The sequence below is a fragment of the Agarivorans sp. D1326 genome, assembly GCF_056958115.1.
The window spans coordinates 103,592-117,258 of sequence record NZ_JBTWEN010000002.1 but is presented as its reverse complement, the minus strand read 5'-3'; the positions used below and the strand labels follow the sequence as shown (position 1 = coordinate 117,258).

Here is a 13,667-nt window from a genome sequence, read left to right as displayed (position 1 = left end):
TTAGCATAATTCGCGCACAATGGCGCTATATTTAAGTGGTTAAGGAAAACAATGAAAGCCTTAGATTTATTACTAAATCGTCACTCTTGCGCGCGTTTAGCTGCACCAGCACCAGAAGGTGCAGAGCTGGAAACCATTTGGAACGCTGGCCTTAGAGCTCCTGACCATGGAGGCTTAAGTCCTTGGCGTTTTATTCATGTTAGTGGTGAAGGCCTATCAAAGCTTGCGGGAATTTTTGAACAAGCAGCACTAGCAGAAGAGGGCGATGCAGAAAAAGCGAAAACCATGCCGTTTCGTGCTCCGTTAATAACTATTGTCATTGCCTCACCCAAAACCCATTCAAAGGTACCTGAGATTGAACAAGTACTGTCGGCCGGTTGTGCTGTGCATGCCATGCAAATGGCAGCCTATGCCCAAGGGTATAATGGTATTTGGCGAACTGGGCCTATGGCGTATAGCTCAATTGTAAATCATGAACTTGGTTTAGCCGAACATGAATCAATTGTTGGTTTTCTCTATCTAGGTAGCCCACAAACTAAGGTAGCGAAGCCAAGGGAATTACCATTCAAAGACTATGTCACGTGGTTGTAAATACTTATGGCTAAAAACCGACTGTATTACGTTCATGACCCTATGTGCTCTTGGTGCTGGGGTTATAAGCCAACATTGCTAGAACTTGAGCAGATATTGCCTAGCAATATCGAGTTGGTGTATTTACTCGGTGGTTTAGCGCCCGACTCAGATCTTGAAATGCCTACAGAGATGCAGGCTTTTTTGCAGCAAACTTGGCGGAAAATTGCCAATCAATTGGGGACTCAATTCAATTACCAGTTTTGGGAACTAAATACCCCAAGGCGTTCTACATATCCAGCCAATCGAGCAGTTCTTGCCGCAAAACAACAGGGTGCTGAGAGAGCAATGATAATTGCTATTCAGCAGGCTTATTATTTAGACGCAAAAAATCCTTCAGATCTATCTGTATTAATTAATTTAGCTGAAGGAATAAACATAGAAATAGAGAGCTTTAAGGCTGATATTAGCAGTGAAAAACTCAATGCCAATTTACTCGAAGAAATTGAGTTTGCTCGAAGCTTGCCTATTCAAGGTTTCCCATCTTTAGTGCTAGAGAAGGATAATCACTTTCATTCAGTAGGTTTAAATTATAAAGATGCCCAAGCAAGCCTTGAGCATATTCAACAGTTACTGGCTTAAATACCTAGCTCGTCAAGTAAGTCTTGATCAATGGTTTGTGCTACGTCTTTTGGCTCTTGCTCTGCTTTCTTCTGTGTAGCGGCTTGCTCGATAAGATCATCTGGATCAACATCATCTTCTGTTTCAAACTCATGAAGTTTAATGAACTCAGTTTTGTCCATGGCTAGTTCAAGATAGAAGATGTTGTTCTTAGCGGTAGTGAAGGTTACTCGTCTAGCTTGAGGCCGGTCCAAGTTAGTATCAATTGAGATTAAAACTTGCTTGTTTAAAGCCAGCATTTTGGGTTGGTTTTGAGTGAGAGAGGTTTGCAATTCTTTACCGATAACGCCCGTAAAGTAACCCACCATTTGATTCATTAATTCACCCATCACATTGCCCACTTCGTCGGCAGTATGTTGTTGTGCGAGTTCCGATTCTGGGATCCCCATGTGAAGCATGTAATTGCGATAAATCTCCATGGCCGCATCGGCCGTAAAGTTAATAACCACTAAACCAGAGAAACCGCCATCAAACAGAACAAAACAGCCAATATCAGGCTTTAAACAAGTCTTGTTTATCTTTTGCACCATGGCTGAATATTTAATTTCACTGGTGGTAGCCTTGCTTAATACATTGGTTACCGAGTTACACAAGGTAAGTAATACGTCTTCAGTGGTTACAACTTTTAATTTTTTCATGTAAATCCTTTTTAACTACTTCCCGGCCGCGCCGTGGTAATGGGCTTAAGTATGGATGATGAATACAAAGCTGTATAGCTTTGATTGCTAAGCTATATGCAGCAAAGAGTTCGAGTGTGAGGATGATCTAGAAATAAAAAAGCCTCAAATAGATTGAGGCTTTTAGCGATATTTAGTGATTAACTAAATATTAGTATTCGGCATTTTTAGGTGCGCGAGGGAACGGTATTACGTCACGAATATTGCTTACGCCAGTTACGTAAGATACTAAGCGCTCGAAACCTAAACCAAAGCCTGAGTGCGGTACAGTGCCGTAACGACGCAGGTCGCGGTACCAAGAGTAGTCATCTTTATTAAGGTCTAGCTCTAGTAAACGGGCGTCTAGCACGTCTAAACGCTCTTCACGTTGGCTACCGCCAATGATTTCGCCAATGCCTGGTGCTAGAACGTCCATCGCTGCTACAGTTTTACCGTCGTCATTCTGGCGCATGTAAAACGCCTTAATGTCTTTAGGGTAGTTTTTAACTACCACTGGCGCTTTAAAGTGTTCTTCTGCCAAGTAACGCTCGTGCTCTGAAGACATATCGATGCCCCATTCTACGTCGTACTCAAACTTCTTGCCGCTATCCTTAAGGATTTGAATTGCATCGGTATAGTCTACCTGTGCAAAATCGGCACTTACAAAGTTCTCTAAACGGCTAATAGCTTCTTTGTTGATACGTTGGGCAAAGAAGTTCATGTCGTCCATACGCTCATCAAGAACCGCTTTGAATACATACTTCAACATGTCTTCTGCCAATTTTGCTACGTCTTCTAAGTCAGCAAAGGCCACTTCAGGTTCAACCATCCAAAACTCAGCCAAGTGACGGCTAGTGTTTGAGTTTTCGGCGCGGAAAGTTGGACCAAAGGTATACACTTTAGACAAGGCACAAGCGTAGGTTTCAGCATTCAACTGACCAGATACTGTTAAGAAGGTTTCTTTACCAAAAAAGTCTTGTTGATAGTCAATATCGCCTTTATCACTTAGCGGTAGGTTGTTCATGTCTAGTGTAGATACACGGAACATTTCACCAGCGCCTTCGGTATCACTACCGGTAATAATTGGCGTGCTTACCCAAACATAACCTTGTTCGTGGTAAAAGCGGTGAATAGCTTGTGATAAACAGTTACGTACACGGGTTACCGCGCCAATTACATTTGTACGAGGGCGTAAGTGAGCGTGTTCACGTAAGTACTCGATGCTGTGGCGTTTTGCCGACATTGGGTAGCTGTCTGGATTTTCTACCCAACCAAGCACTTCAACTTCTGTAGCTTGAATTTCAAATGATTGGCCTTTACCCGGTGATTCAACAACTTCACCAGTTACTACAACCGAACAGCCGGCAGTTAGTTTAACGACATCATTCTCATAATTGGCTAGGGTATTAGGTGCCACAGCTTGAACGGCGTCGAAACATGAACCGTCGTGAATGGCTAAGAAAGAAAGACCTGCTTTTGAATCACGACGAGTGCGGATCCAACCCTTAATTGTTACTTGTTGACCAACGCTGAACTTTCCGCCCAAAACGTCTGTCACTGAAGAATGCGTCATAGCAAACAACTGCTCCGATTTGATAGTGCTAATATTGTAAGGTGACCAATGTTACTTCTTAGGGCTAAAGACTCAAGTAAAAATTGATAAAACTCCGGAAATCGATAACTTATGTTAAGGAAATACGCTTGTTGGAATAAAGGTGAGTGGGTAAATGCGGCAAAATAGAAAAGAACGTCGAAAAGGGCCGGATGGTCTTCAAAAGCTATTTGTGATTATTTCATTGTTAGCGTGGACAATGTTTATTGGTTCTTTGGTGGTTTATCATTATGCAAGACCAGAGATAGCTTACAGCGCTTTTCAAACCACCGACGGGCAAGGATATAGAGACCACTGGATAGAAGATTTAAGGCAAGTATTTGTGTTTTTGCTGTGGGGCTGCTGTGGCATTACCTTAGCGGGCATTTTTGTTAACTGGAGTCGCTCTCGCCGCAAAACAGACTATTTCAAAATGAACATGGGTCTGTTAGCGGTGATTGTTATCGCTATTTTGTTGTTCTATTACCTTAAGCTTTTTAGAGGCTAGTCAGCACCTTATAAATAGCATCAGTTAACTTTTGAAGCTGGCTTGCTGAAATGGTATAGGGCGGCATGATGTAAATTAGTTTTCCAAAGGGTCTTATCCATACACCAAGTTCCACAAACTTCGCTTGAATGTCTGCTAGATTCACCGCCTGCTTTGTCTCAACCACCCCAATGGCCCCTAATACCCTAACATCTATTACGGATTCTAAGCTCAGGCACTGTTTAAGTTGTGTCTTAAGTGATTGTTCAATCGTCGCAACCTTAGTTTGCCAGCCTGATGCAATAAGCAGGTCAATGCTGGCATTTGCCACCGCGCATGCTAGTGGGTTACCCATAAACGTTGGACCATGCATGAATACGCCAGCCTCTCCACTACAAATAGTATTAGCAATAGATTTGCTGGTGATGGTCGCGGCAAGGCTCATGTAGCCGCCCGTTAAGCCTTTGCCTAGGCAAAGTATGTCTGGCTCTATCTCTGCGTGTTCACAGGCGAATAATTTACCGGTGCGACCAAAACCAGTAGCTATTTCATCGGCAATTAATAATAGCTGATATTGGTCACACAGCTTTCGTAGTTCTTTAAGGTATTGAGGGTGGTAAATACGCATACCGCCAGCACCTTGAACTACCGGTTCTAAAATCACAGCCGCTATAGACTGATGATGTTGCTCGAGCATCTTCTGCATTGGTTTGATGTCTGCTGGATCCCACGTTTCCTCAAAACGGGTTTGCGGCGCTTCGCAAAACAGATGCTCGGGTAAGAACCCTTGATAGAGTTGGTGCATACCGCCATCTGGGTCACATACCGACATAGCGCCAAAGGTGTCGCCGTGGTAGCCGTTTCTTATAGTGGCAAACTTGGCACGTTTTTCACCTTTTGCGTGCCAGAATTGCAGCGCCATTTTTAATGCAACTTCAACGGCAACAGAGCCTGAATCACTAATAAACACTTGCTCTAAACTTGGTGGTGTTAGCGCCACTAGCTTTTTAGCCAGCTCTACTGCTGGCTTGTGAGTGAGCCCGCCAAACATTACGTGAGACATGTTGCCGAGTTGGCGAGCGGCTGCCTGGTCTAGCTCAGCCACTTTATAACCATGAATACATGCCCACCAAGAAGCCATGCCATCAACGAGTCGGGTACCATCTTCTAAAACAATCTCGCAACCATCAGCTGAGCTCACTGGATAACAGGGCAGTGGTTTAATAGAAGACGTATAAGGGTGCCATAAATGTTGTTGGTCGTAATCTAAATCTATGTTCATTTTTTAACCATTGGTAAAGTTATTGGTTTTTTAAAGTTGACAGCGGCTTGGCTGTCGCTAGACTAGCGGATTATTATTTCTAAAGAAAGCCTCTCAAATGACTCAAGCACTCCGCCACGATTGGACCGTACAGGAAGTAAACGATTTGTTTGCTTTGCCATTTAACGATTTATTGTTTCAGGCTCAATGTGCGCATCGCGCCAATTTTGATCCAAACCAAGTACAAGTTTCTACCTTGTTATCGATAAAAACTGGCGCGTGTCCTGAGGATTGTAAGTACTGCCCACAAAGTGCTCACCATAAAACTGACCTTAAAACAGAACGTCTATTAGAAGTTGAACATGTACTGAGCGAGGCCAAAAAAGCCAAAGCAAACGGTTCAACTCGCTTTTGTATGGGCGCAGCATGGAAAAACCCTAAGCAGCGCGATATGCCGTACTTAGTGAAAATGGTGGAAGGCGTGAAAGAAATGGGCATGGAAACTTGTATGACCCTAGGCATGCTAGAGAAGCAGCAAGCTGAAGAACTGGCCGACGCAGGTTTAGATTATTACAACCATAACCTTGATACTTCACGCGAGTATTACCAAGAGATTATTACCACCCGTACTTACGACCAACGTTTAGATACACTAGATAACGTGCGCTCAGCAGGTATGAAAGTGTGCTCGGGCGGTATTATGGGCATGGGCGAGACAGCTACAGACAGAAGTGGTTTATTGGTTCAATTGGCTAATCTACCTCGCCATCCAGAAAGTGTTCCCATTAACATGCTGGTAAAAGTGAAGGGTACTTTACTTGAAGATGTTGATGATATGGATCAGTTTGAGTTTATTCGCTGCATAGCGGTTGCTCGTATCATGATGCCTCGCTCGCATGTGCGTTTATCGGCAGGACGTGAAGAAATGAACGAACAGGTTCAAACTCTCTGTTTTATGGCTGGCGCTAACTCTATTTTTTACGGGTGTAAGTTGCTTACTACGCCAAATCCTGATGAAAACCAGGACATGCAGTTGTTTAAAAAGCTAGGTATTCGCCCCGAGCCAGCAGCGCTAAAAAATGGTACTGAAGAGCAAGAAGAAGATCTTTACAAAACCTTGGTGAAACAGCAGCAGAAAAACAGCCCTTCACAATTTTACGACGCCTCGTAAATGGCATTTGAGTTTGTAAAACAGCAAGTAGAAAAGCGCAAACAGCAACAGTTGTTTCGCCAGCGCCGATGTCAATCCAGCGCCCAAGGGCGTTTGATTGACATTGATAACCAACAGTTTGTGAATTTCTCAAGTAATGACTATCTCGGTTTATCTCACCACCCAAGAGTAATTGATGCTTGGATAAAAGGTGCCGAGAGTTATGGTGTGGGAAGTGGTGGTTCACCGTTGGTAACCGGTTTTCAAAAAGCGCACTACCAATTGGAAGAAACACTTTGTGAATGGCAGGGGCGTGAAAGTGCATTGCTATTTAACAGCGGTTTTTCCGCTAACCAGAGTGTTATTAAAGCACTACTCAAAAAAAACGATGTGCTGATCCAAGATAAACTTAACCATGCCTCCTTGATGGAAGCTGGCGTATTGTGTGACGCAAACTTTAGCCGTTTTCAACATAACTCAGTAAGTCAGCTTGCTAAAAGGTTAGAAAGTCAACAAGGAGAAAACTGTTTAGTGATCACCGAAGGCGTTTTTAGCATGGACGGTGATCAAGCACCTTTAAAGCCCATCAGTGATTTATGTAAACAACACAATGCATGGTTAATGGTTGATGATGCCCACGGTGTGGGATGCCTAGGTGATCAAGGAAGAGGTTCTGCAGACCAACAAAAACTGACACCTAGCGATGTACAAATTCAAATGCTAACTTTTGGCAAAGCATTAGGTGTTTCTGGTGCGACTATTTTATGTGACCAAGCGCTTAAAGAATATTTGGTTAATTTTGACAAGAGCTATGTCTACTCAACAGCGATGCCAGCAGCCCAAGCTTGCGCAGTAACCGAAGCTATTAGGGTGCTGCAAACGCAGCCAGAATTGCAGCAACAGTTAGCTGATAATATTGCACTGTTTAGATCGTTAGCAATCGAAAACAATATTGCAGTTGCTGATTCAAATACTGCTATTCAACCGATTATTATCGGTGAGGCCGACAAAGCATTAGCGATGGCCGAGTCGCTGCAAGGCAAAGGGTTTTGGGTCTCTGCAATTCGTCCTCCTACGGTGCCGGTAAACACCGCTAGGCTGCGGGTAACCTTAAGTAGTCATCACCAAGCACAAGATATTGTTGATCTTATAAATGCGATTCATGAAGTAAGTAAAGAAAACTATGGTCATCGATAAACAGCAGGTTGCTCGTCATTTCTCCAAAGCCGCTGATACCTATAATGATTATGCCGAGTTGCAACGCAATATTGGCGAAACCTTATTAAGTTACTTACCTAATAAGCTTTATCCTCTAGCGATAGATTTAGGCTGTGGCACTGGCTATTTTTCTCGTTCTCTAAAGGCTCATTCATCTCATGTTGTAGCCTTAGATTTGTCTTTAGCAATGGCTACTAAAGCAAAGCGCTATGCTCAGCCATGTGCAGCGTTGGTTAGTGATGCGGAACACTTAGGCTTAGCCGACGATAGTGTAGATTTAGTATTTTCAAGCTTAGCCTTGCAGTGGTGCAATGATCTTGCAGTTGCATTAAAAGAAATTAGAAGAGTACTTAAGCCAAATGGCGTTTTGTTATTTTCTACCCTCAGCCAAGGTACTTTATTGGAGCTTGAACAAGCGTGGTCTAGCATCGACTCCCACCGTCATGTAAACCGATTCCTAACTCAGGATGATATTGTACAAGCGGCTAGCGAAGCCGGTTTTAGCAATGCCAAGTTTCATCATGAGCAACGAACTCTTTGGTACGAGCATGCCTTTTTGTTGTTGGCCGATTTAAAAGGTATCGGCGCAAACTATGTGGTTGGGGGAGAGCCAAATTCAACAAATCGCGGTCAACTAAAGGCTATGGCTAGAAACTATAAGGAAATGTTCGGCCAAGCAACCAACAACATGCAAATTAGTGCCACCTATAAAGTGAGTTATGGAGTATTGACTAATGACTAAGTCTGTTTTTATCACCGGCACCGATACGGAAGTAGGTAAAACCGTAGTAAGTTGTGGCTTGGTAAAAGCGCTACAAAACAAGTTCTCAATTGTTAATGGTTTTAAGCCCATTGCAGCTGGAACTGAAATGTTTGATTCAGGAGAAGGCAATGAAGATGCGCTGGCATTAATGAAGGTAAACTCCAGTGAACTCGACTATGCAGAAGTAAATCCAGTAATGCTAAAACATGCTATAGCCCCCCATATCGCCGCAAAGCTTGAGAAAAAGCCAGTTGATAGCGCGTTAATGGCCAGTGGGTTACAGCGTTTAGTTTGTAAATCAGATTTTGTTGTGGTTGAAGGAGCAGGGGGTTGGCATGTGCCACTTAATGAACAAGGGCTGATGATGTCTGATTGGGTAGCTGAGCAGGGTTTACCTGTAGTGTTAGTTGTTGGAGTGAAGCTTGGATGTTTAAACCATGCCTTGCTAAGCGCTGAAGCGATAAACGCCAGTGGTTGTAATGTGGTGGCTTGGGTGGCTAATAATTTAAGTGAGCCTTCAGATATATCAAAATTGAATATCAGCTATTTACAAGGTGCCATAGATGCTCCTTGTATTGCTGAACTTCCTTATAACACCAGCCTTAACGCTAACTTAGCAGCGGAATGCTTTGATATAGATGCTCTGGTCAGCCAAATCTAAACGTATTTACCCTATTTAAGCCATTGAAAAGTGTGAGTTAAACCCCATATATTATGGTAATTGGGTAATTCCATCATAATCGAGGAAGACGATGAAACGTATATTGTTGTTTTTAGGCACTAACTTAGCTGTTGTTCTAGTGCTAGGCATTGTAATGAACATAGTGTTTTCTGCTCTGGGGATCTCTACCCAAAGCATGGGCGGCTTGTTGATTTTCTGTGCCATTTTTGGCTTCGGCGGCTCTATCATTTCTTTGCTTATTTCCAAGTGGATGGCAAAGCGTTCTACCGGAGCTCAGGTTATTACAACGCCGAGAAACCAAACCGAAGCATGGTTGGTTGATACCGTGGCAAGGCAGGCAAAAGCAGCAGGTATTGGTATGCCAGAAGTTGCTATCTACAATGCTCCAGATATGAACGCATTTGCTACTGGCGCTAAGCGAGATGATGCCTTAGTGGCTGTGAGCACAGGTTTGTTAGACAACATGACTCGCGATGAGGTTGAAGCTGTTCTAGCCCACGAAGTTAGTCATATTGCTAATGGCGACATGGTTACCCTTACTCTAATTCAAGGTGTAGTAAATACCTTTGTAATGTTCTTAGCGCGAATCATCGCTAACGTTATTAGCTCTGCTATGAGTAACAATAATGAGAACGGACAAGGCATGGGCACCTTTGCTTATATCGGAACTGTGTTTGTGCTTGAAATGGTGTTTGGTATTTTGGCCAGCATTATTGTTATGTGGTTTTCGCGTCAACGCGAGTACCGCGCTGATGAAGGCTCTGCCAAGTTAGTTGGTAAAGACAAAATGATTAATGCATTACAGCGATTAGGTGGAAGTAGAGAGCCAGAAATGGAAGGCTCTATGATGGCCTTTGGTATTAATGGTAAACGCGCAATGAGCGAGCTGTTTTTAAGCCACCCACCTTTAGAAAAACGCATTGCCGCATTACGAGCACGTTAAGCTCGGTCAATCGACCAAAAACTTTAATGAAAGTGCCGCTTTGTCGGCACTTTTTTGATCTTGCGCTTAATTTTTGAGCGTAAACTTTTAAGTTTGTAATATCCTCATAATTTTTTAAACTGTTTGCTTTCTTTTTGCGTCTGGCGCAAGCAGAATGGATGGCTAGTTTTAGTTGTATGCTCAGGAAGAGTTAAGAACTATCAGGGATATGAAATTTACCTTTTTATCAATCAACGCAAGTAAGATTGGAATACTACTTTTTTTTAGTAGTGTCTTACTCGCATGTCAAAGCCAAACCCAAGCTCTACGTGTAGCCGTGTCTCCTTGGCTGGGCTTTGAACCTATATTCCTGTCTAAGCAGCTTTCTTTCGAAGGCTCTAATGCATATATCGTAAATGAACTAACAACTCCCAGCCATGTCATGCACGCTCTTAAAAGTGGGCAGGTGGATGCTGGTTTCTTAAGTCTAACCGAAACAATTAGTTTATTATCCGAGCGAGTAGATTTAACTGTAGTTGCGATTATCGATAGAAGTGTCGGTGGAGATGCATTAGTCACACGCCAAGATATTAAGAATATCGAACAACTAAAAGGCGAACGCATAGGCTACGAGAGCCTATCGGTAGCCTCTTTAGTTATGGATGACTGGTTACAAGACACCAAGGTTAACGCCGATGATTTTGTCTTGGTAGAAGCTAAACTTGATGAGCAATTGGCACTATTTCGCAAAGGTGAAATAAGTGCAGTGATGACCTCAGGTCCAATTCAAAGCCGTTTGGTAGATAATCTATCTGCCAACGTTTTATATAAAAGCGCTGCACAAGGCCAACCGTATTATCGCGTAATGGTGGTAAGAACTGAGGTCTTACAGAAAAAGCGAAACGGTATTTCAAATTTATTGAAAAACTTCTATAAAGCCAACACTTGGTTAGAGGAGCATTCAAGAGAAGGCTACAAGTTAATCGCTAAGCGAACCCAGCTTTACAGTAAAGAAGTTCGCCAAGCTTACGGAAATATTCAAATGCTTAATGCTCAGCAAAGCATTGCACTTTTCTCTGGTAATTTTATTTTGGGGCTTGCGCAGGAAAAAGCGCAACGTATGGCTGAGTTGGAATTGATCCACCGAGCACCTGATTTATCGCGTAGTTTTACCAGCGAGTGGTTATTGGAGTTGAACGGTGTATAGGTTTAAACGGATTTCATTGAGTGTAGTAATACCTATTTTGGCCTTGGTATTATTAGTTATTGCTCAAAGTTTATTATTGTTAGGTACGCTGCATGAGCAACGTAATAAAATGGCTGAACATGCTAGCCAGCGTTTGTTGCATATTGGCTATCAGCTTCAGCAAAGCCTTTCAGACAGCTTATCTCGTCATCAATGGGATATTGCTGAGCGACAGCTAACCCTTGTAGCTTTAAATCAACAATTGGACTCACTGCAGGTTATTGATCCGCAAGGTCTGGTTCAAATATCTAATAAACGTGCAGAAAAGAGCCTGTTTGCTGCAGACAATGCTAATTATTTCAATACCGAACTATTTAATCAGGTAAAGAACAAGCGCTCACCAGTATCGCAAGTATTACCTGAACATTGGCAAGTAAACTTGTATCTACCATTAGATATGGGACCACGAGAAGACAGCCTGCGAAGAGCTGAGCAGGGCGCAATATTTGTAAGTTATAACTTGCAAAATACTTGGTTAGTAAAGCGTGAGATGATTATCGATGAAGCGATTAAAACCTTCATCTACATGTCGGTGGCTATGCTGCTGTTGGTATTAATGCTTAACCGACTATTAGTTGCACCTATTAACAAATTGGTGGGGCGCACTAAGCAAATTCAAACTCATCGAAATGCCAATATTGCGGCCAAAAGCCAAGGTGAAATCGGTGCTTTAGAGCATGCAATTGGTAAAATGGCCAATGGTATTCATAGCAGCTTTGCCCAACTGCAACGTAGTGAACAGCGCTGGCAATTTGCGCTAAGTGGCTCTGGTGACGGCATTTGGGACTGGAATTTAATCACTAACTCTGTGTATTACTCGCCACAGTGGAAAGCGATGTTGGGTTACCAAGATAGCGAAATAGGTGAAAAGATTGAGGAGTGGGAATCTAGGATCCACCCGGAAGACTTGGACAAAACCCTTAATGAATTGCGCAAGCATTTGAAAAAGAAAAACAAAGTGTATGAGTCAATGCACCGGGTTAAGCATAAAGACGGTCACTATTTGTGGGTATTATCTCGAGGCATGGTCGTCGAGCGTAGCGAACGCGGTCTACCTTCACGAGTTATTAGTACTCAGACAAACATTTCCGAAGTACGTTCAGCTCAAGAGTTAGTGCGTTTTCAGTCTTCTCATGACGACATTACTCGATTGTCTAATCGCCGTAAGCTTCTTGAAAACTTGGACCTCGAAATCGAAAGAGGGCGTAAATCTAACAAAGTTGGCGCGTTGATTTACCTCGACATTGACCACTTTAAAAACGTAAATGACATGTTAGGTCATGCTGCAGGTGATTTACTGCTTCGTTTGATCGCTCACCGTTTGCGTGAGGGGCGCACCAGTACCGAAACTGTAGCCCGCCTTGGCGGTGATGAATTCGCTTTATTAGTGCCAAATTTATCTACCGATCGCGAAGAAGCGAAGCAGCTTGCTAGCAACATGGCAGAGCATTTAGGACGGGTTATTCACAAAGAGTTTGTGATTAAAGGTAACCAAATATCGCTAAACTTAACCACAGGTGTAGCCTTGTTCCCTAATCACGATAGTAATGCTACCGAGATTTTACGCCAGGCAGACATTGCACTTTATCATGGTAAAGATAACGAACGATCTAGTGTTCATGTGTTCTCTGATCAAATGGCAGACGAAATTCAAGAGCGTCACCAGTTAACTAAAATGATGAGAGAAGCGCTAGAAAACGAAGATATGGTGGCATATTTTCAGCCTCGCTATAACGCTAATTTTGAGATGGTTGGCGCCGAAACACTGCTTCGTTGGTTCGACACCAAATTAGGGTGGATTTCTCCTGGACGGTTTATTCCTCTTGCCGAGGAAACAGGCTTAATTGTCACCCTAGGACAATGGGTTATGCGCAGTGCCTGTGAAACCCTGAAGACTTGGGAAGATCGAGGTTTACCAGAAAACTTTAAAACCTTATCAATAAACGTTAGCCCCAATCAGTTCCACCGCAATACCTTTGTGCAAGAAACGCTAGCGATTATTCAAGAAGCTGGCTGTGACCCTAAACTTATTGAGTTAGAGATTACAGAAGGTGTATTGGTAGATAACGTGCAAGACACGGTAGAGAAAATTCAAGCGCTGCGTGATATTGGGGTACGTTTCTCGGTAGATGATTTTGGTACCGGCTATTCGTCACTGGCGTATTTGAACAAGTTGCCAATTAACTGTTTAAAAATTGATAAATCCTTTGTGAGCGAATTACAAAGTGGTGGCAGTGAATGTGCCATTATTACCACCATTATCTCAATGGCTGAGAACTTAGACTTAGAAGTTATTGCAGAAGGTGTGGAGACTGAGTATCAATTAGAGTTCTTAAAGTACCGTCGTTGTACGGTTTACCAAGGGTTCTATTTTAGTGAAGCACTTGAGCCTGAAATCTTTGAGGAACGTTTGTTTATTGGTCAGGCTGAAATAGCCTGA

General features: G+C 42.9%; 13 protein-coding genes. 10 read left to right on the top strand and 3 right to left on the bottom strand.

Annotation, left to right across the window (positions count from 1 at the left end; all coding sequences use genetic code 11):
• The first annotated feature begins 51 nt into the window (after positions 1-51).
• A complete protein-coding gene (locus ACYFDN_RS04365) occupies positions 52-591 on the top strand; it encodes an NAD(P)H nitroreductase (protein ID WP_016403278.1) in 540 nt (179 codons plus the stop codon).
• A gap of 6 nt (positions 592-597) precedes the next feature.
• Complete coding sequence (locus tag ACYFDN_RS04360; RefSeq protein WP_483510107.1) at positions 598-1,212, top strand: DsbA family protein; 615 nt, start codon at positions 598-600, stop codon at positions 1,210-1,212.
• On the opposite strand, the gene ACYFDN_RS04355 is transcribed toward ACYFDN_RS04360, so the two are convergent.
• Positions 1,209-1,889: a DUF3334 family protein gene (locus ACYFDN_RS04355; RefSeq protein WP_016403276.1), complete on the bottom strand. Its 681-nt coding sequence runs from the start codon at positions 1,887-1,889 to the stop codon at positions 1,209-1,211. The genes ACYFDN_RS04360 and ACYFDN_RS04355 overlap by 4 nt on opposite strands.
• 190 nt (positions 1,890-2,079) lie before the next feature.
• Entirely contained in the window at positions 2,080-3,480 is a 1,401-nt protein-coding gene (gene asnS, locus ACYFDN_RS04350) for an asparagine--tRNA ligase (RefSeq protein ID WP_483510106.1), read from the bottom strand.
• A 154-nt stretch (positions 3,481-3,634) separates the two neighbouring features.
• On the opposite strand from asnS, the gene ACYFDN_RS04345 reads away from it, so the two are divergent.
• Positions 3,635-4,006, top strand: a complete 372-nt coding sequence (locus tag ACYFDN_RS04345) for a hypothetical protein (RefSeq protein WP_016403274.1) — start codon at positions 3,635-3,637, stop codon at positions 4,004-4,006.
• Here ACYFDN_RS04345 and bioA read toward each other — a convergent pair.
• On the bottom strand, positions 3,996-5,267 hold the full coding sequence (gene bioA, locus ACYFDN_RS04340) for an adenosylmethionine--8-amino-7-oxononanoate transaminase (RefSeq protein WP_483510105.1): 1,272 nt from the start codon (positions 5,265-5,267) through the stop codon (positions 3,996-3,998). The genes ACYFDN_RS04345 and bioA overlap by 11 nt on opposite strands.
• Positions 5,268-5,364: 97 nt before the next feature.
• Between bioA and bioB the strand changes: the two genes are divergently transcribed.
• The 7 genes from bioB to ACYFDN_RS04305 all read left to right on the top strand — a co-directional run bounded on the left by bioB (position 5,365) and on the right by ACYFDN_RS04305 (position 13,667).
• Positions 5,365-6,417, top strand: a complete 1,053-nt coding sequence (bioB, locus tag ACYFDN_RS04335) for a biotin synthase BioB (RefSeq protein WP_483510104.1) — start codon at positions 5,365-5,367, stop codon at positions 6,415-6,417.
• Positions 6,418-7,593: an 8-amino-7-oxononanoate synthase gene (bioF, locus tag ACYFDN_RS04330; RefSeq protein WP_483510103.1), complete on the top strand. Its 1,176-nt coding sequence runs from the start codon at positions 6,418-6,420 to the stop codon at positions 7,591-7,593.
• Positions 7,580-8,356, top strand: coding sequence for a malonyl-ACP O-methyltransferase BioC (bioC, locus tag ACYFDN_RS04325; protein ID WP_483510102.1), 777 nt, complete (start codon positions 7,580-7,582; stop codon positions 8,354-8,356). The genes bioF and bioC overlap by 14 nt, the downstream gene beginning before the upstream one ends.
• Complete coding sequence (gene bioD, locus ACYFDN_RS04320; protein WP_338621347.1) at positions 8,349-9,038, top strand: dethiobiotin synthase; 690 nt, start codon at positions 8,349-8,351, stop codon at positions 9,036-9,038. The genes bioC and bioD overlap by 8 nt, the downstream gene beginning before the upstream one ends.
• A 91-nt stretch (positions 9,039-9,129) precedes the next feature.
• Complete coding sequence (gene htpX, locus ACYFDN_RS04315; RefSeq protein ID WP_338621346.1) at positions 9,130-10,002, top strand: protease HtpX; 873 nt, start codon at positions 9,130-9,132, stop codon at positions 10,000-10,002.
• Between the two features lie 208 nt (positions 10,003-10,210).
• Positions 10,211-11,188: an ABC transporter substrate-binding protein gene (locus ACYFDN_RS04310; RefSeq protein ID WP_152785016.1), complete on the top strand. Its 978-nt coding sequence runs from the start codon at positions 10,211-10,213 to the stop codon at positions 11,186-11,188.
• 16 nt (positions 11,189-11,204) lie between these two features.
• The gene (locus ACYFDN_RS04305; RefSeq protein WP_016403264.1) at positions 11,205-13,667 is read left to right on the top strand and encodes a putative bifunctional diguanylate cyclase/phosphodiesterase; all 2,463 of its coding nucleotides are present in this window, start codon (positions 11,205-11,207) and stop codon (positions 13,665-13,667) included.